Source organism: Shewanella chilikensis (genome assembly GCF_002836945.1).
Classification (GTDB): Bacteria; Pseudomonadota; Gammaproteobacteria; order Enterobacterales; family Shewanellaceae; genus Shewanella; species Shewanella chilikensis.
Window position 1 is genome coordinate 12,856 of the sequence record NZ_NIJM01000019.1, and the last position, 22,902, is coordinate 35,757.

Annotated in this window: 18 protein-coding genes; 5 read left to right on the plus strand and 13 right to left on the minus strand. The window is 52.9% G+C overall.

From position 1 onward, the window contains the following. Window positions 1–3 precede the first annotated feature (3 nt). From CX651_RS09155 to CX651_RS09195, 9 genes are all read right to left on the minus strand, one after another. The gene (locus tag CX651_RS09155) at window positions 4–1,044 is read right to left on the minus strand and encodes a WD40/YVTN/BNR-like repeat-containing protein (protein ID WP_101055759.1); all 1,041 of its coding nucleotides are present in this window, start codon (window positions 1,042–1,044) and stop codon (window positions 4–6) included. Window positions 1,045–1,133: 89 nt separating this feature from the next. Further along, window positions 1,134–2,501: a DUF1329 domain-containing protein gene (locus CX651_RS09160; protein WP_101055761.1), complete on the minus strand. Its 1,368-nt coding sequence runs from the start codon at window positions 2,499–2,501 to the stop codon at window positions 1,134–1,136. Between the two features lie 13 nt (window positions 2,502–2,514). Further along, window positions 2,515–4,569 carry a DUF1302 domain-containing protein gene (locus tag CX651_RS09165; RefSeq protein WP_101055763.1) on the minus strand — a complete coding sequence of 685 codons (2,055 nt, stop codon included), beginning with the start codon at window positions 4,567–4,569 and terminating at the stop codon, window positions 2,515–2,517. A gap of 315 nt (window positions 4,570–4,884) precedes the next feature. Then, the gene (locus CX651_RS09170) at window positions 4,885–5,100 is read right to left on the minus strand and encodes a DUF2835 domain-containing protein (protein ID WP_101055765.1); all 216 of its coding nucleotides are present in this window, start codon (window positions 5,098–5,100) and stop codon (window positions 4,885–4,887) included. A gap of 8 nt (window positions 5,101–5,108) precedes the next feature. Beyond that, complete coding sequence (gene pepN / locus CX651_RS09175; protein ID WP_101055767.1) at window positions 5,109–7,694, minus strand: aminopeptidase N; 2,586 nt, start codon at window positions 7,692–7,694, stop codon at window positions 5,109–5,111. Window positions 7,695–7,819: 125 nt separating this feature from the next. Further along, on the minus strand, window positions 7,820–9,883 hold the full coding sequence (gene prc / locus CX651_RS09180) for a carboxy terminal-processing peptidase (protein WP_101055768.1): 2,064 nt from the start codon (window positions 9,881–9,883) through the stop codon (window positions 7,820–7,822). 30 nt (window positions 9,884–9,913) lie between these two features. Then, window positions 9,914–10,573: an RNA chaperone ProQ gene (gene proQ / locus CX651_RS09185; RefSeq protein ID WP_101055769.1), complete on the minus strand. Its 660-nt coding sequence runs from the start codon at window positions 10,571–10,573 to the stop codon at window positions 9,914–9,916. A 263-nt stretch (window positions 10,574–10,836) separates the two neighbouring features. Then, window positions 10,837–11,295, minus strand: a complete 459-nt coding sequence (locus tag CX651_RS09190; RefSeq protein ID WP_101055770.1) for a GAF domain-containing protein — start codon at window positions 11,293–11,295, stop codon at window positions 10,837–10,839. A 13-nt stretch (window positions 11,296–11,308) separates the two neighbouring features. Beyond that, on the minus strand, window positions 11,309–11,596 hold the full coding sequence (locus CX651_RS09195; RefSeq protein WP_101055771.1) for a YebG family protein: 288 nt from the start codon (window positions 11,594–11,596) through the stop codon (window positions 11,309–11,311). Between the two features lie 196 nt (window positions 11,597–11,792). On the opposite strand from CX651_RS09195, the gene CX651_RS09200 reads away from it, so the two are divergent. Genes CX651_RS09200 through CX651_RS09210 form a run of 3 tightly spaced genes read left to right on the plus strand, consistent with a single transcriptional unit; the run spans window position 11,793 to window position 15,667 of the window. After that, on the plus strand, window positions 11,793–12,440 hold the full coding sequence (locus CX651_RS09200; protein ID WP_229839746.1) for a paraquat-inducible protein A: 648 nt from the start codon (window positions 11,793–11,795) through the stop codon (window positions 12,438–12,440). Next, window positions 12,430–13,068, plus strand: coding sequence for a paraquat-inducible protein A (locus CX651_RS09205; protein ID WP_101055773.1), 639 nt, complete (start codon window positions 12,430–12,432; stop codon window positions 13,066–13,068). Before CX651_RS09200 ends, CX651_RS09205 begins: the two co-directional genes overlap by 11 nt. Then, complete coding sequence (locus tag CX651_RS09210; protein ID WP_101055774.1) at window positions 13,046–15,667, plus strand: PqiB family protein; 2,622 nt, start codon at window positions 13,046–13,048, stop codon at window positions 15,665–15,667. Before CX651_RS09205 ends, CX651_RS09210 begins: the two co-directional genes overlap by 23 nt. Window positions 15,668–15,729: 62 nt before the next feature. Here the strand turns inward: CX651_RS09210 and CX651_RS09215 are convergent, their stop codons facing one another. Next, complete coding sequence (locus CX651_RS09215) at window positions 15,730–16,956, minus strand: nucleoside recognition domain-containing protein (protein ID WP_101055775.1); 1,227 nt, start codon at window positions 16,954–16,956, stop codon at window positions 15,730–15,732. Between the two features lie 71 nt (window positions 16,957–17,027). Here CX651_RS09215 and rsmF point away from each other — a divergent pair, with 71 nt between their 5' ends. Together rsmF and CX651_RS09230 are read left to right on the plus strand one after the other, a co-directional pair. Continuing rightward, complete coding sequence (gene rsmF, locus CX651_RS09220) at window positions 17,028–18,431, plus strand: 16S rRNA (cytosine(1407)-C(5))-methyltransferase RsmF (RefSeq protein WP_101055776.1); 1,404 nt, start codon at window positions 17,028–17,030, stop codon at window positions 18,429–18,431. A gap of 496 nt (window positions 18,432–18,927) precedes the next feature. Beyond that, window positions 18,928–19,347 (plus strand): secondary thiamine-phosphate synthase enzyme YjbQ, encoded by a 420-nt coding sequence (locus CX651_RS09230; protein ID WP_101055778.1) that lies wholly within the window; start codon window positions 18,928–18,930, stop codon window positions 19,345–19,347. A 116-nt stretch (window positions 19,348–19,463) separates the two neighbouring features. On the opposite strand, the gene CX651_RS09235 is transcribed toward CX651_RS09230, so the two are convergent. From CX651_RS09235 to CX651_RS09245, 3 genes are all read right to left on the minus strand, one after another. After that, window positions 19,464–20,678: an RsmB/NOP family class I SAM-dependent RNA methyltransferase gene (locus CX651_RS09235; protein WP_101055779.1), complete on the minus strand. Its 1,215-nt coding sequence runs from the start codon at window positions 20,676–20,678 to the stop codon at window positions 19,464–19,466. 218 nt (window positions 20,679–20,896) lie between these two features. Beyond that, on the minus strand, window positions 20,897–21,814 hold the full coding sequence (locus tag CX651_RS09240) for a pseudouridine-5'-phosphate glycosidase (protein WP_101055780.1): 918 nt from the start codon (window positions 21,812–21,814) through the stop codon (window positions 20,897–20,899). Then, entirely contained in the window at window positions 21,808–22,899 is a 1,092-nt protein-coding gene (locus tag CX651_RS09245) for a PfkB family carbohydrate kinase (RefSeq protein WP_101055781.1), read from the minus strand. The genes CX651_RS09240 and CX651_RS09245 overlap by 7 nt, the downstream gene beginning before the upstream one ends. Window positions 22,900–22,902 lie beyond the last annotated feature (3 nt).

The following is a 22,902-nucleotide window of genomic DNA, read 5'->3' on the forward strand; positions in this document are numbered from 1 at the left end:
CCTTTATTGTTGTTTTAGTTCGAAAAGCCCTTTGGTCCCGGCTATCCATAACCGGCCCTTGGGGTCAACGGCAACTGCCGATAAATTTTCCCCTCTGCGCTGGGTCACCAGCTCAGCGTGTAAATTGTTATCCAAACGAATTACGGCGCCGCCATTGCCGACCAGCAGCAGGCCCCCTTTGACCGGCGCTGCCGCATTGAGGGTCGACTCAAGCGGCATCTTTATCTCCTGCCACTGACTCATATCTTCCGGTGCGCTGAAGGCATGCCCTCGCAGACCAAACACATAGAGCTGTTTATCCCTTTCTATGGCATTGAACAAAGAGCCGTCATAAATAAACTCCAGACGCTGCCATAAACGGCCGCCATCTTCGGAAATGGCTACCATCCCCAGCTCCCCGACCATAAGCAAGCGCTTGTCTTCAAGGGCAATGACCCGATTGAAATGGGGCAAAATTGAGTCGGATTCAGCCTGATAGGCCTCTTCATCCTGCTGTTTGAGATCCGCCAGATAGTCGGCATCATCTTGGCTCAAGAGCTCGGGATGAAATTCTTTCTGCCAGCTTTGGCCACCATCTGTGGTGCGCAGAAATAGACCATAGGCGCCAACGGCTATGCCGTTTTGCGAGTCGGCAAACCAGACATCCAGTAAGGGCCGGGCAAGCTCTGGCGAACTGAACTGTTGCTGCCAGGAGAGTCCGCCATCTTGGGTAGCAAGAATGGTGGCATCATGGCCCACGGCCCAGCCATGGTTGGCATCGAGAAAAAATACCTTGGTCAACTGCGCCTGACTCGGTGTCGCCACCTGTTGCCATTGATTGGCATCGGCGCTGAGCCTTAAGATATGACCCCGCTCACCGACCGCGACCATAGTGCTGCCGGCCTGAGTAATATCCAACATCAAAGAGTGAACCGCCAAAGGCTGCAGTTGGCCGGTCAGAGCCCAGGTTGCAGATTGCGTTTCGGCGTGAAGGGGCGAAATTGCGCCCTGGAATGTGAGTATGCCAAGGCCCAGAGCCGCTGCTTGAAGCATGCGATACGACATTACAGACTTCCTTAGGATTGAAAGGGGCGCACGCGCCCCTGGAATTGCCTACTGGGTGACCTCAGCCACCCATTACTGATGACGAGCGCTTAACGTATTCCTTCGCGGCGCAGCGCGGCCGGGGTAAAGTTGGCCTCGGACAACTTGGCATCAAAGTCATACATGCGGCCTTCATTATCCAAACCTATGGCGATATAACGACGGGACTGCAGATCGTAATACACCTCGAGAGTACTCCAATGAGTCGGCACCTCGTAATAGTTCAAACCATGCGCCATGGCAACCCGATACAGTTCGTCACGATTGTCGTACAGATCGGCGATCGAGACCTGCCAGGAGTCCTCATCCAAATAGAAGACCCGGGTCTTGTAGATATGGCGCATGCCCTCTTTCAAGCTGGCCTTGACCACCCAGACTCTATGCTTTTCATAGCGGATATAATCAGGGTTCAAGTGACCCGCCTTGAGCAGATCACTGTACTTGACCTTATCCGAGTGCAAACGGTAGTCGTTGTAAGGAATGAATATCTCTTTCTTGCCCAGCAACTCCCAGTTGTAACGGGAAGGCGAGCCGTTGAACATATCGAAATCATCTGTGGTACGCAGACCATCAGAAACCGTACCTGGCGTATCGAAGGCCACGTTGGGTGCCTTTCTCACCCGGCGCTGCCCTGTGTTGTAGGTCCAGGCCTGGCGGGGTTCCTTCTCCTGATCCATGGTTTCTTTCACCAACAGCGCAGTACCGGCCAAACGCGCTGGCTGGGTAACTACCTGTTTGAACTCAAACAGAATGTTATTCTTTTTCAGTTCTTCCAAGTTCGCTTCAGGGCGAGAGTATTCGAAACGTATCTCTTCGGCCATTTCCACCAATGTGTAGTCACCACTGGCAGTAGGCGCCGCCTGATTACGTTCGGTTTCAATATCGACACCGCGGAATCTGAGAATATGGTTCCAGATGGCTTCCAATCCATTGGCAGGGATGGGGAAAGGAATACCTATAGACGCGCCATCGACACCATTGCCCTCAGAGACAAGAGTTGCTCTCGGTGCATTGGCCTTGGTGGCATCATAAATAAACTGCGGCACAGAAGCGGTACGCCGGGTCTGATAGATGTTCATTTTAAAACTATCTGGATAGGTTTCGAACATCTTTAGTTGCCCAGGCGTCAGAAACTCCTTGTATTGCTCCTTGTTGGCCGCGGTGACAGTCACCAGCGGCTTGTCATCCGGGAAAGGATCTGGGTGATGCATGCCTTTTTTATAACTGGCAGGAGGCGTGGTAATACCGCCGTCCCAAGCAGGAATACTGCCATCGGCATTAGGGCCCTTTTCAGCACCGAGTGGTGTCAGGCTGGTCCCCAGTTTGGCCACATCGGCCTCGGAAACCTTGGCTTCTACAGCTGTGGTGGCCCCCAAAGCCAAGATTACAGCGGCAGACAATATAGCTATCGTTCTCATTTTATTGTCCTTATCAGATCGAAAACTTAACGTTGAAAGACACATAATCGCGATCGGCCATCGCATTAGTTGTGCCTACCCCACCAAAGAAACTGTTATAGGAAAGATCCGCGCCCCAGCGGCTCTGGTAGTCAAAGCTGAGTCCCAGTGCCACAGACTTGCGACCTTCGGTAAACAGGAACATAGGATCTGGGGTGATACCGTCAACGTCATGGGAGAAAATCACTCGAGGTGACATATTGATGCCGGAGAACACATTGTTGAAGTCGGCCTTGGCGACAATCCGGTAACCCCAAGCGAAATCTGTCGGGAACGGATTGGTTTCAGGGCCATTGTGCAACGCCTCTATGATACCTGGCATATTCGGATTGCCGCCGCTGCGCCCTGTGCCTGGACCATTGAGTCTGAGTTCATCGAAACCCGGCATATCATGGATCCATACCCCGCCGACTTCGGCAAGCATCACCAGATTATCGGTACCCAGTGTCGGGCCAAACAAGTGAGTAAAAGTCATCTGCGCCTGAGTGGTATCGAGACGAATATAACCCTCGGCGTACTCGCCCGGACCAACATCCTTGACATGGGAAGTGTACTGAGACAAACCATCAAGATCCGGCCTTAGCCCTGCGTTGGCCAGCTGTTGTGGCATAGCGGCAAACAAGAGTTCCACATCATCAATCTGCAGTGGCTCATCCTGGCGGTGCGCTATTTCACCGGCCACTGAGGTATCACCTATCAAGGTATTGAAACTAAAACCGTAAAGCTTAATATCTTCCGGATAAACCACCTGAGCCTTGGAGAAGCTATCCAGACTCAACAGTACGTCGCGATTGATATTGCCGGCGTTTTGCCCAAGAACCGCCATATCAGACAGCAGTGCGCCAGTACTGAAATCCGCCGTGGTACCACTGATGAGCGGACGGCGGCTATGGTAATTCATGTAATAAAAACCAAACTCGGTTTCACCCAGCTCCGGGGCGTAGTACCCGATTTTAATACCGTACTGACCGGAATCGCTGGGAGCAGCTTCATCTTCCACCAATGTCACCTTGGTGGGGTAAGCCAGCGCCATCTGCACTAACTGCTCGGTCGGAATACTCTGCCCTGAAGCTATCATGTTGGACAAGCGGTTGTATTCCAGGGTCAAGAAATCGAGGTTAATATCCGGATTGGCGTTAAAACCAAGCTGAGCGTTTTGATTGTAGCCACCGTAACCGACAAAGTCGTTGGTACCGAAAATCGACCCGGGAGTCGGAACCCAGATAGGCTCCCAGTCGTACTGATAGAAAGCTTCCAACGACAGGTTTTCGGTCACACCAAAAGAAGCCCACACCATACCCTGCGGCCTAAAGGCTTCCTTCAGTTCGGCGCCCGGAGCGTTGAGTATGTTCAAATCCACCGGGTTAATCACCGCAATACCATGGGAAATCAGCGTACTTTCCCCCCATGACACCACCTGATTACCCACACGGATAGTCAGCGGATTGGCGCCATCGTTGAAATCAAAGTTGGCATAGGCAAAGGCATCCAGCAGACGGATATCCTTACACTGCACTTCTTTAGCGCGCTTGTCGGCGCAAGGGTCGTAGCGGTTGCCGGTAAGAGGGTCATTAAAATCGTAAATTCTGTCGTTCAATTTACGATCGTAAAAATACATGCCACGGGCGAAAATACCGAAATTTTCATACTTGAGCGACAGCTCGTGCAGTCCCTTGAAGATTTCCGAGGTGGTATCACCCTTAGAATACAGCAGGTTACTCAAGTCATTGTTACTGGAATAGGAACCAGGCTGCGCCCAGATCTCGGCTGCCGTGTACTTGGTATCGGTGAAAGCCGAATAGCCACTCCAATCGAATCTTGGATGGTTGACTTTACCTATCTGACCATCCCAGTCGCGTCCTTCCACGCGCCAACTGGCGCCCAAGGTCCAGGTCGAATCAAAGGAGCCATCCACTTCGCCCCACTTGAAAGACACCGCTTCGACACTGGGGATCATCCCTAAACTCAGTGCCGACGCCACCCCCAAAGCGAGCGCCGACTTGTTAAAACGGTTTATCACTGTTTTCATTTATCGCTTCTCCGTAACCTGCTGGATTATTTGTTATAGGAGTCTCAACCAACATCTTGTTAGCTCACAGGCAACACCATTGTTACAGCAATTAATGCTGATGAGCAAGGCAGAGACCGAGAAATTTATTGTGCAGATTTGGGGACTTAAGACGGATCCGTCGTTCAGGAAAGGCGTGGAAATTTAAATTTTTATCGAGTGTGGAGAGGATAGATGGAGTTAACAAATATAACCCAATTGATTTCAAGGGATTAACCTTTGTTACCTGGATACAAAACAGCCGACTGATTAAGTCGGCCGTTTTAAGTAATTACTCTAAATTTGTTTCAGAGAAATGAACTTTCCATCCCGGTCCAATCTAAGATGGAATTCACCGTAAATGCCATCGGCGGTCAGAAAAGGACGTAGACGGCGGCCGTTGATCCAGAGGAGCTTGCCACCCTTCTCCCTGACCTCAACATTTTCGGCAATACCTTGATAGTAAGGCAAAAAGTCCTGATAACTCAGGTTGAGGCGAAAGTAAAATTCCATCTTTAGGCTCAGTCTTCCAGTGCTCGGCTGACCTTCTCATAAAGATCCCGTGACAGCTCAGGCATAGCCAACAACTCCTGCAGACAAGCCTTCATTTTGGCCTGGCGTCCGGCATCAAACTTGGCAAACTGGATCAGCGGAGTGATGATCCGTGCTGCCACTTGCGGGTTGAGGCTATTGAGCTGTTTGAGCATGGCGGTAAGGAAAACATATCCCTTGCCGTCCTGGCGGTGGAATTGACGCACATTGGCCGCGGCAAAACTGCCCACCAGGGAACGAACCCGGTTGGGATTATTCAGACTGAAGGCCGGATGTTGCAACAGGGTCTCGAGTCTGGCGATCACCTCATCATCTGTCGCCATCGCCTGCAGGCTGAACCACTTATCCATCACCAGAGGGGTCTGGTTCCAGCGCTGCTCGAATGCTTGCATCAGGGCATCGCGGCAATCACAATTGGCATCGTTGGCTGCAAGCAGCGCGCCCAGCGCATCTGTCATACCAGAGGCCGAGACAAACTGCTGTTCAATCAAGGACTCATATTCATCAGAGACTTTGGCCAGCAGCCAAAGCAGGGTGTTTTTCAAGCTGCGAGCGGCGGCATCATCCAGCGACAGCAGTTGACGATAACGGGCCAACAGCTCATCTTCACAGCCACTGGCGATGGATTCAATCACAAAGTCGCGGGCCAGCAACAGGGCATCCAATTCCACCTTATCAACCTGCTCAATCAAGGAAGACACTGAAAGCAGCTTGAGGATTTCGGCCGCAAGCCCCTTATCCAAGGATTCGTCCAGTATCACGCCTCTGAAGCCGTCGACAACACGAGGATCCAGATGCATCCCCTGCCCTTGTTCAAGTAAAGTCACATTGGCCCAAACGGCGCGGCTGAAGAGACTCATAGCCGCCTCCCAGCGGGCCACTTCACTGCCGGCATGGCGCAGTAAGCAGAGCAGCTGCACTGTGCTGTAGTCATACTTGAGCTTCACCGGCGCCGAAAAGTCCTGCAACAGCGAAGGGATCGGACAGGCACTGATATCCTTGAACTCCAGAGTCTGCTCGGCCAGGGTAAAATCAATCACTTGGTTGACCAAGGCGTTGCCGCTATTGCCCAGCAGTTCCAGGCTGAAAGGAATATGCAATGGTGCCTTGGCCGCTTCACCGGCACGCACTGGGGTGAACTGTTTGAGGTGCAGGCGGTAAGTCGCTGTGCTTGCATCATACTCATCGGTCACTGTCACTTGAGGGGTGCCCGCCTGGCTATACCAAAGGCGGAATTGAGTCAGATCTTTACCTGAGGCATCTTCCATAGCGGCGACAAAGTCGTCACAGGTAACCGCCTGGCCGTCGTGGCGCTCGAAATACAGCTTCATCCCCGCCTGGAAGGCCTGCTCACCCAACAGGGTGTGCATCATGCGGATCACTTCGGCGCCCTTGTTGTAAACAGTGACTGTGTAGAAATTATTCATCTCTATCACGCTTTCGGGGCGAATAGGATGCGACATCGGGCCAGAGTCCTCGGCGAACTGCTGGTTCTTGATGACCTTGATGGCATGAATACGGTTGACAGCCCGGGAGCCGAGATCTGAGCTGAATTCCTGATCGCGAAATACGGTCAAGCCCTCTTTCAGGCTCAGTTGGAACCAATCGCGGCAAGTTACCCGGTTGCCGGTCCAGTTGTGGAAATATTCGTGACCAATCACAGATTCTATACCGTGAAAGTCATCATCAGTTGCAGTGTCATTATCCGCCAACACATACTTGGTGTTGAAAACATTCAGGCCCTTGTTTTCCATGGCTCCCATGTTGAAGAAGTCCACGGCCACCACCATGTAGATATCGAGATCGTACTCGAGATCAAAGCGTGACTCGTCCCAGGCCATCGCCTTTTTCAGTGAAGCCATGGCGTGTCCGGCCTTGTGCAGGTTGCCCTTGTCGACAAACACCTGCAGTTTGACTTCTCTGCCGGAGCGGGTGGTAAAACTGTCTTCCAACAGGTCAAAGTCACCGGCAACCAGGGCAAACAGGTAAGCGGGTTTAGGGAAAGGGTCTTGCCAGACAGCGAAATGACGACCATCGGCCATCTCCCCTTTCTCCAGCAAGTTGCCGTTGGAAAGCAGGAAAGGAAACGCCTTGTCGGCTTCGATACGTACCTGGTATTTGGCCAGCACATCGGGACGGTCGAGAAAATAGGTGATACGCCTGAAACCTTCCGCCTCGCACTGAGTGCAGTACGCCCCATCGGACATATACAGGCCTTCCAGTGCCGAGTTATCGACCGGGCTGATCCGAGTCACCAGAGTCAATTCAAATTCGTTGAGTTCGGTTTCAAGCAGCAGTTTACCCGGCTCAAGGCGATAGTCTGCCGGTTCACCGTTAACCAACAGCTGCTCCAGTTCCAGCTCGTCACCGTCGAGCAGCAGAGGTTCATTGTGATTGCCGTTGCGCTTAACCTGGCTGACCGCAGTCACCCGGGTTTGTTTGGGTTCTAGCTGAAATGAGAGGGACAGTTCGGGGATCAAAAACGCAGGTGGACGATAATCGGCCAGGCGCTTGGCCTGCAGTTGGTCCGGGGAAAGGGTTTGTGCTTCAGACATAGGTCATCCTTAATTCGTTGGGCACTGGCAGTCACCGAGTTCGTTGACTGATCTTGCCTCTGTTCTCGCTGGGAGCAAACAAAAAACGCGCAATCAGCGCGTTTTTATGTTTCCTGGAGCCAGCATCAATTTGCGCTGTTTTTTGCCAATCTCTGATAGTCCACCATATCCAGAGTGATATAGACGGCTTCATCGAGGAAGGCATCCGGAGTCTCGATTTTTTTCTCATCTTCGGAGACATTTTCATCGTCATCCAGAGACTTCAAGGGCTCGAGACCATGGTCAACCCGACGTTCGTTGAGGCGGGCCAACTGTTTTTGATCGTCCTTATCCCGTTCGGCCAGGCGCTCGCTTTCCACCAGAGAAACACTCTTCTCTTTGTGGTGTTTCTTGAACTCGCCTATGTCCTGCAGTATATAACCGAACTCGACGTCCTGCTTAATCCGGCTCTGGTGGCGTTTCGCAAGATTGCTGACCATCTCTGCGCCGATTTCACCCAAAGGCTGGTACTTGGCTACAGGCACCTTATCCCATGGCAGTGCATTGTCTTCTTCTGCCTCACCATATTCCCCCGGCTCCAACGCACTGGGGAACGGGATATCCGGAGTCACACCTTTCAACTGAGTGCTGCCACCATTGATACGGTAGAACTTGGCTATGGTGTACTGCACATGGCCAACCGGCTTTTCATACAAGTCGTAGATACGGCCAAGACTCTTGTGCTGCTGCACTGTGCCTTTACCGAAGGTAGACTCACCGATAATCAAGGCACGGCCATAATCCTGCAGTGCAGCAGCAAAAATTTCCGAGGCCGAGGCAGAGTAACGGTCAACCATCACTGTGAGTGGGCCGTCGTAATAGCTCTTGCCGTCGTTGTCACGATTTTCGCTGATGCGACCATTGGCGTCACGAATTTGCACCACAGGTCCCTGATCGATAAACAGCCCTGTGAGCAAGGTCGCTTCAGTCAAGGCGCCACCACCGTTACCACGCAGGTCGACAATCACACCTTCAACCTTGGCTTCGTTGAGAGTTTGCAACTCCTTGGCCACATCGCGGGATAAATCCATATAGAAGCCGGGGATCTGAATAACACCGATTTTACGCTGGGCGTAAGGACCGGTATCCGGCTCAACTATCTTGGAAGTCGCCGCTCTGTCTTCGAGACGGATTTTGTCCCGCACCACAGTCACATTGATGGGTTTGGCATTGGAGCCGCCTTTCTTGGGCAGCACCTGCAAGGTCACTTTACTGCCTTTAGGGCCCTTGATCAGCTCAACCACATCATCAAGACGCCAGCCGATAACATCGACCATCTCCTTGCCTTCCTGACCTACGCCAACAATTTTGTCTTCCGGCGCCAATTTCTCACTCAGCGCCGCCGGACCACCGGCCACCAGACTCTTGATAACCGTGTAGTCATCTTCCATCTGCAGCACGGCTCCTATCCCTTCCAGGCTCAGGTTCATCTCCATCTGGAAACGTTCGGCATTACGGGGAGACAGATAACTGGTGTGCGGCTCAACACTGCGAGCAAAGGCATTCATCAGCCCCTGGAACACATCTTCGCTGTTGGTTTGCTTCAGGCGTTTGATGGCGTTGTTGTAGCGTTTACCCAACACATCAACAATCTCCGGCCACTCTTTACCGGTAAGCTTAAGGTTAAGGGCATCGTACTTGACCCGTTGACGCCACAACTCATTGAGCTCGGCCTCGTCTTTGGGCCAGGCGGCATCTTTACGATCAAAGATATAAGCATCGCCAGCCTGATTAAAGTCCATCTCTTTATCGAGCAGACTCAAGGCATAAACAAAACGTTCGTAACGGCGCTGCTGCACCAGATCGTACATCTTGTAAGCAGGTTCCAGATCGCCGCTACGCACCATATCATCAAACTGATTGGCATAGACTTTAAAGCTGTCGATATCGCTCTGCAATAATACATTGCGGCGATAGTCGAGCTGTTCGAGATAACGCTTGAAGATCTGCTGCGAGAAGGCATCATCCAGATCGAATCTGTGATAATGGGAGCGACTGAACAGGCCGGTAATCCGTTTGCTGGCAACCTTGTGTTGTGGCTCCTGTTGTAGATGGGGTAACTCGCTGACCGGGACTGCCGGTGAGATAGCCAGCGCCTGGGAACCCATAAAGACACTGGCGATCGATGCAGCAAGAATAAATTTTCGCATCAGCAAGTTACTCCTTTCTATTTGATGATTTTACAGCAGAATATGTTCCACACGAACCTTGACTGACAGGCCGGAATCCAGTTGCACGTGAACATCTTCTTTATTGATGTCGAGGATCACACCGGCTACCGGTGTCATACCCAATTTGACATTCACTCGCTGTGAAGGTTTCAGCTCTTCCAATACAGCTGGTACCAACTCCACGGCTGGAGCGGCAGGCTTGCTAGGCTTACGGGCCGCTTTCTTATCGCTACGAGGACGATCGTTGCGGGGCTTGTCCCCTTGAGGACGTGGCTTACGCGCAGGCTTAGCTTTCTTGGCTTCACCTTCTTTGGCCGGTTCAGCCGCACGGCGGGCCTTGGCTTTTTCCTGACTCTCTTTCAGCGTCGCCTTGGCATGTTCAATATGTTCGGGATCCAGTTCGCCGCAAGGGTTACCATCGAGGTCTACCCGCTGAGCGCCTTCCTTGATGCACTTAAGATAGCGCCAACTGTTGGTATAGCGTCTCAGGGCGACCCTCAGTTGGGTCTTACTGACTTTGGAATCATCAGCCAACCTTTCAGCCAAATCCTGAAACAGTCCTATCTTCAGCGGTTTGGTTTCTCCTTCGGCGATAAAGCACAAAGGAAATGTTTCATACAAATACGCCAGAATAGCGTTGGTGTCGGTCAACTTTTCTGTTGATTCCATCATTACTTCCACAGTTAACAGGGGACGTCAGTGGTCAGTTAGGTCTGCTGTACTCACGGCGTCGTTCATCTTCGTTAACCCCTTGGGGGATAACGTACAAATTAGCATGCATTCAGCCATAGCCAAAGGCATGACACAAAACTTAACATTTCAGCCTGATAGGGCCAAGCACCACAAACAGTCATTTGGCCCTCAGAGCAGCCGCCTATTATAAGCTGCGTGCGCCTTATTGCGACCACCAATTGTGGCAGATTGTACGGGAATTAACCAAATAAGCACTTTTCCAGACTCTGCACCAGACTCTCCAGCCCGGTTTGATCCTCTTTATCGAAACGCGACAGACTGGGACTGTCGATATCCAGCACGGCAATCAGCTCACCATGACGATAGAGTGGGATCACAATTTCCGAGTTACTGGCGGCATCACAGGCGATATGTCCGACAAACTGATGTACATCCTCAACCAACTGAGTCTCGGCCTTGGCTGCCGCCGTGCCACAGACACCTTTACCCATTGGGATCCGGGTGCATGCCAGTTTGCCTTGAAACGGGCCAAGCACCAGTTGCTCGTCTTTGAGCAGATAAAAGCCCACCCAATTAATGTCCTCAAGGTGTTCATTCAACAAAGCAGAGAAGTTGGCCATGGCGCAAATCACATCGTCTTCGCCGGCAAACAGTGCCTGTACCTGACGGTTGAGCGTATCGTAAAACTGAGCTTTCATCTGGGGTTCCGGGTTATACCTTTTCTGGTTCTGTCTTCTTCTTACTGCTCTTGGCTGGGGTCGGTGCTTTTACCGGGGCGCCTTTGAGCAGATTCGCCAATGTATCTTTATGAGAAGCTAAATAAAAAGCAAGTTTTTCCGTTGTATTATCATCCAATTCCAATTCACCACCTTGGATAAAGGGGATTAAGTTATCCGCGATGTCGAGCATCTTATCGTAGGCATCAGCCTCCTTCTTAGATGTAAATGTCATCTTCTCAACCCCTTCTCTGACCACAACGTACTGAGTTATAACGGCCATGACCTTCCTCACACTGTTTAAATATACAGTAAATAGATTGACATAAAATGCGCTATAGATGCAAGAGACGCGCTCTTTCTGATAGTATTTGCGAGTTTGTTTTGTCGACTCACTCCAATGGACCCACAAGCAACGCAGTTAGCGGATTGATGACTAAGCTTGGGTCACCATGGCCAGAACAGGACATATCCAGCATTTGAAAGCTTATAATCCAAGCGACAACAAACCGGACTGTAGCATAGTGCTTTGCCGCGCCTGTGATTTGGTGGTGAGCAAACGCGCCCTGCCCTCCGGCGTCAGAGCGCTTTGTCCAAGATGCCATACGGCGCTTTATGATGCCCCCTACTGCTCGATCAATGGCATGCTGGCGTTATGTATCAGTGCCCTGCTGTTTTATCTGCCCGCCATGCTGCTACCCGTGCTGGAGATGCACTTTCTCGGCAGTGTCAGAACCACAACCGCATACCAAGGTGCCCTGGCAGTGATGGACCAAGGTTATTGGATAGTGGGGATTGCTGTGTTGGTGGCGGCTGTCATCGCCCCCGGGGTACTCAATCTGTCGATTTTTATTCAAGTGCTGATCATCAAGGCGGGTTTGGCCCAGCATCACTTCTGGCGCCGTGTTCTTACTTGGTTACTCAAGAAGCAAGGCCTGCTGTCACAAATGACCATGCTGGAAATTTATGTGATCAGTTTCCTGGTTTCCGCCTTTCAGTTGTCCGACTTCTCCGACGTTTACTTTGGCATGGGAACCTTTTGTTTTACCATGCTGTTTTTAGTGACTCTCTTTCTGCAGCGCGAATATAACCTGGAGCATATGTGGAGTTTTCTCGATGAAAGCTAGAAAGCTGCTCCAGGGCAAAGACATGGGCCTGTGCAGTTGCCCCGCCTGTAAAAAACTCAATCAGATAGAGAATGAGTATTGCAGTCGCTGCCAAAACCCACTCAGGCTAAGGGATGACACCAGTCTGCAAAAAAGCTGGGCCTTGTTGATCACCGCAGCCATCTTGTTGATCCCGGCCAACATCTACCCCATTACCATGCTCACCAAACAGGGCAAGGTCACCTACGACACCATTTTTTCCGGCATCACCCATCTGGTACAGTCGGATATGTTACCCATCGCCATCATAGTCTTTACCGCCAGTATTCTGGTGCCCTGGCTGAAAATTATCGGCCTGGCTTTCTATCTGACGGCGATCAGTTTCAACCTGCCCATCCCCAAACGGCCACTGATGGCCGGATTTCATATCATAGAATGGATTGGACGCTGGTCTATGCTGGATCTGTTTGTCATATCCATTACCGTTGCCCTGGTTAATATGGGGCAATTGCTGGACGCCAAACCGGCGCCGGCGGCAACCGCGTTTGCCTTGGTCATCCTCTTTACCCAACTTGCGGCCAAGGTGTTGGACACACGTTTACTTTGGGATCAACTGGACACAGAAGATGACGCAAATCGAAAAGCCTAAAATAGTCAAAAAGAAGCTTTTTTCCCCCATCTGGCTGTTACCTATAGTGGCGTTGGCCTTGGGCGCTTGGCTGGGGCTGAAGAGCATCAAGGAATCCGGCATTGAGGTGCGGATCCACTTCCCCAGCGCCAGCGGTATGGATGTGGGCAAGACACTGGTGCGCTATCAGGGATTGACCGTCGGCAAGGTGGTGGATATCTCCATCGATGAAGAGCTGCAGGGCGTGAACGTCGATGTCCTGATGGACTACCGCGCCGAGCCTTTCCTCAGGGATGAAACCAAGTTCTGGCTGGTGACCCCCAAGGCATCCATCACAGGTGTCGAAGGTTTAGATGCCTTGTTCTCGGGGAACTATATAGGTATTCAACCCGGGGATGGCGATTCACGTTACCGCTACGAAGCCGAGCGCTCTGCCCCGGCCGTTCTGCCCAGTAATGATGGCTTAGTGATTGAACTGAGCGCCGATCGCCTCGGCTCACTGGATGTGGGCTCTCCGGTATTCTACCGCCAGGTGCCGGTCGGCAGTGTGGTCAGCTATCGACTCGACAACAGTGACAAGCTGCTGCTAAGCGCTTTTATTCAGGAGCAATATGCCTATCTGGTCAAGAAAGACTCCCGCTTCTGGAATGTCTCCGGCATAGAGATCAACGCCTCGCTTTCCGGCGTCAAAGTCAGCGCCGAGAGTCTGGCGGCGATACTCGCCGGCGGCATCAACTTTGATTCCCCCGAAAGCTCAAAGCATGCAAAGAACGGCGATAGTTTCACCCTGTATGACAATGAAACAGAAGCCAGTGGCGGCGCCAGCTTTATTCTGTCGGCAAAAAACGCCGATGGCCTCGACAAGGGCAGCCCTATTCTCTATCGCGGTTTGCCCATAGGGGAAATCGAAGAGATAGCGCTGGCCAATGACGGCGTAGCGCTGCATGCCCGCCTGGACGCCCCCTACTCGAGTCTTTTGACCGGCACGGCGCAGTTTTGGCGTGAAGGCGCCGAGCTGTCACTGTCCGGCATAAAACACCCGGGCCGATTGCTGAGCGGCGATGCCATCGCCTTTCTCCCGGGTACGGGCGAGGCCCAAACCCGTTACGCCTTGGCCGAGCAGGCGCCGGATCTCAGCAAGGCCAAGGCGCTAAAGATAACGCTTAGGGCCGATGAAAACCCCGGCATCAGCCCAGATGCCGAGCTGAGGTACAAGAAGATCGCCATAGGCAAGGTCACTTCAGTTGCCCTGAGCCGGGACTTTAACTCGGTAGAGTACCAGGCCGAGGTGTTGCCCGAGTTTGCCCCGCTGCTGACTCAAGGCAGTGACTTCATCGCCGAAGCCGCGCTGGACTTCAACGCCTCACTGGACGGCGTCAGCCTCAAGAGTGGCGATTTTGCGACCCTCACCAAGGGCAGTGTCAGCTTAAGACGCGGCCAAAGCCGCAAGGGCGCCGATCTTTCCAAGCCGCTGCCGCTGTTTGCCTCGAGTGCCGAGGCTGGCCACTATTACCAAGGCATGGAGCAGCTCAAATGGCAGCTCTACAGCGATGATGGCGCCGACTTGAGCCCGGGCGCACCTGTCTACTACAAGAAGATGCAAATAGGACAAGTGAAACAGGTCAGCTGGCAGAGCCAGGATGACAGATTTGCCATTGCGCTCGCCATAGACCATACCTTTGCGCCCCTGCTCAAACCCAATGCCGTGTTTTGGCGCAACCAGGCGGTGTCAATCGATGCCGGGCTTTCGGGAGTCAAGCTGGATGTCGCGCCGCTGGCCGGTGCCATCAAGGGCAGTATCAGTTTGGGCTTTTTGGAGCAAGGCGAGCCCAACAATAAGCAGCTTTATGCTTCCGAGTCACTGGCGCGCAATCAGGCCGTTGCCATTGGGCTGAGTTTCCCGGCCAGTGCCACTATCAAACCAGGTGCCGCTATCCGCTATCAGGGGCATCAGATAGGTGAAGTCACCCGGGTAACCTTGAGTGACGATCTCAACAGCCAGCAACTCAGTGCCTTTCTCTATGGCCGCTATGCCGAGCCGTTTCTCAAAAGCGACAGTCGCTTCAGCCTGGTCAATGCCGAAATATCCCTTAAGGGCATAAAGGCACCGGAAACCCTGCTGACCGGCGCCTATATCAGTGCCCTGCCGGGCCAAGCCACCAAAGTAAGCCAACAGTTCAATGGCCAAATACACACGGCGGTTGCCCCAGAGGCCGATTCGCTGCAACTGGTGCTGAGCAAGGCCAGCCTGGGCTCGGTCAACGTAGGCACAGGGATCTTCTTTCGCGGCATTCAAATTGGCGATGTAACCAGTTACCGGCTGGCACCCAATGGCGATGAAGTCTGGATCCAGACCCAAATTGCCGCGCCTTATCGGCATCTTATCAACCAGAGCAGCAGGTTCTACGACTTGTCCGGTATTCGGGTCGATTTGGGGCTGTTTTCCGGAGCCCAAATCGAAACCGGCTCATTGGAAACCATACTCGCCGGCGGCATAGGAGTGGTCACTGAGCTCGACAATCAAAGCAGCAAACCGCTTGAAAACCAGAGCCTGATGCCACTTCATGACAAACCCGAGCGCGACTGGCTCAACTGGCGCCCAAGACTCAGCCAGCCATAAAACCCAAACGGGGCTCATCTGAGCCCCGTTTTTTAACTCTGTAATCCTACCTATGTATCGCCTCAGCCATAAAACCAATAACACACGACGATAGCAGTGCAGATACCCGCCAGATCAGCAAACAAGCCACAAGCCAGTGCGTGGCGGCCATTACGGATACCGACGGCACCAAAATACACCGCCAGCACGTAAAAAGTGGTTTCAGTACTGCCCTGGAAAATGGCCGCCAGCCTGCCGGCAAAAGAATCAACGCCGTAATGGGCCATGGTTTCCAGCATCATGGCTCTGGCGCCGGAGCCGCTCAAAGGCTTCATCAGGGCGGTTGGCAAGGCATCGATAAAGCGGCCATCCATCCCCATATGGCTCACCAAAGCGGCTATAACCCCGAGTAGATAATCCAGCGCGCCGGAGGCGCGCAGTAAGGCTATCGCCAACAACATGGCCAGCAGATAAGGAATCAGCCGCACCGACTGTTCAAACCCCGACTTGGCGCCTTCGATAAACTCATCGTAAACCGCCACCCGCCTAAGCAGCGCCACCAGCACAAAGGCAAAGATGATCCCCAGCAGCAAACCGTTCCCCAGCATGGCGGAGACTTCGCCGATCCGCTCGGCTCCCAGGGTCAACAGGTACATTACACCGGCGCTGAGACCGCCGAGCAGTATTGCGCCATAACCCAGTACCACCCAATCCAGCAAGCGTATCCTTTGTACCAGCGCCACCACACTCAAACCTGCCAGGGTCGAGCCCAGGGTAGAGAGTAAAATAGGCAGGAAAATGTCGGCAGGATCAGCCGCCCCTTGCTGCGCCCGATACAGAAAAACCGTCACGGGTACCAAAGTCACGGAAGAGGTGTTGAGCACCAAAAACAGGATCTGGGCATTGGTGGCGGTCTTCTTGTCGGGGTTCAGGCTTTGCAGATCCGCCATCGCCTTAAGTCCCAATGGTGTGGCGGCATTGTCCAACCCCAGCATATTGGCGGTCAGGTTCATGGTGACGCTGCCATAGGCGGGATGGCCTCTTGGCACTTCCGGCATCAACTTGCTGAGCAGCGGCTCAAATACCCAGGCGATGGCGGCAACCACTCCGGCTTTTTCGCCGAGACGCATCAGCCCCATCCACAGGGTCAACACCCCGATCAATCCCAGGGCTATTTCGGCGGCCAATTTGGCGCTGTCAAACATCGCCGTGACAGACTCATTGAGAACGGTCGCATCGCCGCTCATCAAACGCAGCAAAATCGCTCCCAGCGCGATAATAAAGAACAGACTCCAAACCCGGTTCAACACCTAAAACACCCCACAGTCGCCGCGCCCGAGTGTGCTATACTGCCGCCATCCCGGGGTCACCCTTTTTGTTTATGGTTCAATTAAATCAGAATTTTATCAACAGTATCGCCAAGGATCTGCCAGAACATCTCAAGCTCGAGGATTTTATTCACTTTTGCAGCTTACCACTGAGAGCCGCCTTGCGGGTCAACACCCTCAAAATCAGCGTCGATGAATTCCTCTCGAGAATGCGGGCCAAAGGCTGGCAGTTCGAAACCATTCCCTGGTGCCCTGAGGGATTTTGGTATCAGGCGGGCGATAGCCAACCCGGAAATTGTATCGAACATCAGCAAGGGCTGTTTTACATTCAGGAGGCCAGCTCCATGCTGCCGCCCATGGCGCTGCTGGAGCCGGGAATGGAGCGGGTGCTGGATATGGCATCGGCGCCGGGATCCAAGACCACACAAATGGCGGCCATGATGGCCAATGGAGGCGTGCTGATCGCCAACGAATACTCCTCCAGCCGCGTCAAAGTGCTGCATGCCAATCTGCAGAGAATGGGGGTCAGCAATACGGCCCTGACCCACTTCGATGCCAGGGTGTTCGGCCAATACCAGTATGAATCCATGGATGCGGTGTTGCTCGATGCCCCCTGTAGCGGTGAAGGCACGGTACGCAAGGATCCGGATGCCCTCAAACACTGGGATCCACAGGAGATAGCCGACATTGCCGCCACCCAGAGGGATCTGATAGATTCCGCCTTTCTGGCGCTTAAGCCTGGCGGGGTAATGGTGTACTCCACCTGTACCCTCAACAGCCAGGAAAACCAGGCCGTACTGCAACACCTCAAGCAGAAATATGGCGCTGCCGTGGCCTTTGAGTCACTTGAATCACTGTTTGCCGGAGCGGAAAAAGCCTGCACTGCCGAGGGTTTCCTGCATATTTGGCCGCAAATCTATGACAGCGAAGGTTTCTTTGTTGCCAAGGTGCGTAAGCTGAGTTCAGTGGCGCGCGAAAGTGATGAACCCAAACAGCAAAAGCAGTTTCCTTTCAGTCCCGCCAGTACCAAACAGCAACAGGCCATCGCCGCCGAACTGCAGCGGTTGCTCGGCAAAACGCTTCCCGAAGGCAGCCTCTGGATAAGGGATCAGGAGTACTGGCTGTTTCCCAGCGGCTTTGAGCCCTTTATCGGCAAGATGCGTTATCAGCGTATCGGCCTTAAGCTCGCCGATGACAGTAAGCATGGGTTGAAACTGCGCCATGAAGCCTTAATGGCCTTGGGAGTAACCGCCGACAAGGGTTATGAAGTTACAGAGCCTGAAGCTCAGGCTTATCTGATGGGCCGGGATATCGCGCTTGATGGCAGTGAAAAGGCCCGTGGTGAGCTGGTATTGACCTGGGGCGGGCAAGTGCTGGGGTTGGGTAAACATCTGGGCAACCGGCTGAAGAACAACCTGCCGCGGGAGCTGGTCAAAGATAAAATTTGTCTGTCCTGAACCCAAACACTAAGCTGCTTTAGTTAGTATTCCATTAAAAAGAGTGATTTACCCAGTCAATCATTTTGAACACCCTAATTTTGGTTATATATTATAACAATTAGTGCTAACTAATCCGCTGTCTAAATGCATCTTTCAGCGGTTATCGGCTAATATTTATTCAGAGATAGCCAATCCTGTCGGATCTCAACATTAGCGCACGGCTCAACCATGAGCCATTCCCCTAGGCCCAAAACAATTGGAATAGTTTTGGGCCTTTTTTTGCCCAGTTTCAAGCTCAATAACAGCTCATCACTCTTATTTACTGTCACTAAGGTTACAACAAACCAGGTCAACACCTTATCACCCAGGCAATTAATATTCTGCTCTGCGGTTAGAGCAGACACCTCAGCTTCTTGGAGTGACAACATTGAAAGAGATACAATGCGTCGTCGAGTGCCCGCCTACATCTAAGGAAGGTTGTTTCTTTTGATGTTAACCGTTTTAAGGAGTGCCTATGTGGCATCAGCAACAATTGACCTTGAGCGCCAAACAACGTGGTTTTCATTTAATAAGCGATGATATTGCCAAGGCTCTCGATGATATGCCTTACATCAGTTGCGGCCTATTGCACCTGCAACTGCTGCACACCTCGGCCTCGCTGACGCTCAACGAAAACGCCGATCCCACAGTGCGGCAGGATTTTGAGGCTTGGTTTAATCGCGCCGTAGCCGAAGATACCCCTTACTTTCGCCACACCTATGAGGGCGCCGATGATATGCCGGCCCATATTAAATCCAGCCTGCTGGGTACCAGTTTGCTGCTGCCTGTCAGCGCCGGACAACTGGCATTGGGCACCTGGCAAGGGATCTATCTTGGCGAGCACAGAGACAATGGCGGTCGGCGCCGCCTGCTGTTAACCCTGCAGGGGGAATAAAGTGGCAAGACTTGGCAAACCGGTAAGAGTGAGCGGCACCGTTTTTGTTGAGATGCTTTTTGAGGCGGGTGTGAAACCGCCTGTTTAAGTCAATATGACTCAAACAGGCTTGATTGTTACTCGGCTATCCGCTCAATTCTTGCCAGATAGAAGCCATCGAAACCGGTTTTGGCCGGGCTGATGGTTTCCTCATCGAGTAAGCGGAAATGGCCTTGCTGCTTCAGAAAACGCGCCACCTGCTGCTCGTTTTCCTGCGGCATAATCGAACAAGTGGCATAAACCAGGATCCCGCCCACCTTCACCATGCGGCTGTAACTGCCGAGAATATGCTCCTGTAGCTCCATCAGCACCGGCAAGCGCTCCGGGGTATCACGCCATTTGGTGTCCGGGTTGCGTTTCAGCACCCCAAGCCCTGAGCAAGGCACATCCAAAAGTACCCTGTCGGCGCTGAGTTTCAAACGCTTGATGGTCTTACTGGATGCAATCAGCCGAGTTTCCACATTGTGGGCGCCGGCGCGGCGGGCCCGCTGCTTGAGATTATCCAGCTTCCACTGCTCGACATCCATCGCCAGCAGTCGTCCCTTACCCTGCATTTTGGCAGCCAGGTGCAGCGTCTTGCCGCCGGCACCGGCGCAAGCATCAATGACCCGCATCCCGGGTTCAACCCCTAGAGCTTCGGCGACATGTTGCGAGCCGGCATCCTGCTGCTCGAACCAGCCCGACTTGAAGCATTCGGTGCGAAACAGCGCTGAATCAGAAATCACTTCAAGAGCGCTGCCAACCTCGGGGACTTCACAAGTCTCCACCCCTTCCTTGGCAAGACGAGCCTTGAGTTCTTCCCGGCTGCACTTAAGTAAATTGGTGCGCAGATAACGTTTGGGGGCCTGAGTCAAGGCGTGGCGCTCAGCCGGCCAGTTGTCTCCCAGCTGTTCACTCCCAAGCGCTTCGAGCCACTGCGGGCAACCATCGAGCAGCGCGGGCATAGCCTGGGCCTCAGCCATCCGCTGCTCAAGCAGTTCACTGTCCATCTGCAGCGCGTAACGCATTTTCGGCAGCTCAAGGCCATTGGCCATATGCCAGGCGTTGATGAGCCGGGTGCCTTCACGCTCAATTTGCTCCGCTGAAACATCGGCCAGAAAGCTGTAATAACTTAAACGGCGCAAAATATCACCGGTGACCAGAGCGATTCTGGCTTGCTCCCAAGGCTTGAGGCGCTCAGGTGCAAACTGCTTTGAGTAGGCGCGGTCCAACGGCGCACCTTGGGTCAGTACCTGATGGAGAATCGCAATGACCAGCTCACTGGCATGTTCGCTAAGCGGGGAGTTAAGCATATTTGGGCCTCGGGATGGAAAACCGCTGGATCATAGGAGTTCGCCCCCTGCTCTGCAAGGGGCTTGAGTGGCTTTGACGGGATTAATCCCTTTTTTAAGACACTATTTACCCGATTTGAGCCTGGGCATGCTTTGGCTCAGAGGCGATACGTCATCCCAAAAGAAACCCGACAATCGCCGGGTTTCTTGAAATAGCTTAATGGTTCAAAGACAGCTTATTAGCGGGCCACGTACTCGCGGGCAATCTCAGCCGCCAACTTGGCATTGTTGTATACCAGTTCAATGTTGGCAGTCAGGCTGTGACCTTCGGTAATTTCGGCCACTTTGGCCAACAGGAACGGCGTTGAAGCCTTGCCGCCTATGCCTTTTTCATCCATTTCAGCTACTGCGCGGGCGATTGCGCCATCGATCAGTGCTTTATCCAACGCATGCTCGTGAGGAATTGGGTTGGCAATCACCATCCCCCCCTTGAGCCCCATGTCCCACTTGGCTTTCATGGCGGCAGCCACTTCTACCGGTTGTTCCAAGCGATAGTCGACACTGAAGTCACTCTCGCGAGTGTAGAAAGCCGGCAGTTTATCGGTTTGGAAACCAACGACAGGCACGCCTTGCGTTTCCAGATATTCACGGGTCAGGCCCAGATCCAAAATAGACTTGGCACCGGCGCAAACCACGGCCACATCTGTGTTGGCCAGTTCCTGCAAATCGGCAGAGATATCGAAAGTTTGCTGAGCGCCGCGGTGTACACCGCCGATACCACCGGTAGCAAACACCTTAATACCGGCCATTGCCGCCAGGATCATGGTAGAAGCTACTGTGGTGGCACCGTCTGCACCTTTGGCGACAATAAAGGGAATGTCACGGCGACTGGTTTTGATAACGGCCTCACCGGCCTTGCCCAGATAATTAATCTCTTCCTGGCTCATGCCTACTTTGAGGCGGCCCTTGAGAATGGCGATGGTTGCGGGTACAGCGCCGTTATCACGGATGATCTGCTCCACTTTGAGCGCTGTCTCAACGTTCTGCGGATACGGCATACCATGGGAAATAATGGTCGATTCCAGCGCGACCACCGGCTTGCCTTGTTCCAGGGCGGCTTGAACTTCAGGATGAATATCCAGATACTGCTTCAGCATAACGACTCCTTGATAATACGGTTTACAGAGATTTCAGACATATTAGGGTTGATAGTTGCGATATGAGACAGCGCCAACCGGGCCGCTGCCATCGCAAATTCTGTGGTTTCCAGCAATGGCCACTGCTTAAGCCAACCGTGAGCCAATCCGGCCAGGAAGGCATCTCCGGCGCCATTGGCGTTGACCATTTCCACCTGCTTGGTGGGTACCATCTGCGACTCGCCACCATCACTGACAAATACCCCTTCACTGCCCATACTGAGGAAGATCCGCTTGACGCCCTGTTCATGGAACCAGTTAGCGATAGCGTTTAAGTCTTCTTTGCTGCGCATTTCGATGCCGGAGAGATGCTCGGCTTCTTTGAGGTTGGGTTTGAGGGTGTGGATGGCGTTGAGGTAAGGCTTGATTTTCATCGCCTTGACACAGGAAACCGTGTCAATAAATACCGGAACTTGAGGGAAGTTGCTCAAAAGATAAGATAAGGCGGCTTCGGAAAGGTTGGTGTCCAACACCAGAAGTTCGGCGCGGCGCAGCATATCTTCAAGCCCCTTGAGCACTTCAGGGCCCAATCTTTCCAAAATGGCCATGTCGTTAATGGCTACATGCATATCAGCGTCGCCATCCAGTACCGAAAGATAGGTGGAAGTCACCGCATCTTCGAACTGCAAGCTGTTACCCATATCGACTCCGGCCTGACGACACTGAGCGGTGATCATTTCACCATAAGCATCTTTTCCTATCGCCGTCACCAACCGGGTATCTGAACCCAGGCGCGCCAGGTTTTCGGCAATGTTGCGCCCAACACCACCGGGTGAGCAACTGACGCTGCCGGGATTGGAATCCCCTACCCTTAGCTTGGAAGCCGGTCGGCCAAGAATATCCATATTGGCGCCGCCTATCACCACCGCATAGGGGTTCTCTGCCAGGATATAACCCTTACCGCGGATCACGCCTTTATGGGTCAGATTCATAATATGACCGGCAACGGCAGAGCGGGTGATACCCAATTGATCAGCTAGTTTTTGCTGTGGGATCAATGGGTCAGCTTTAATCAGGGCCAGAATTTCGAGTTCACGTTCTGTCATTGG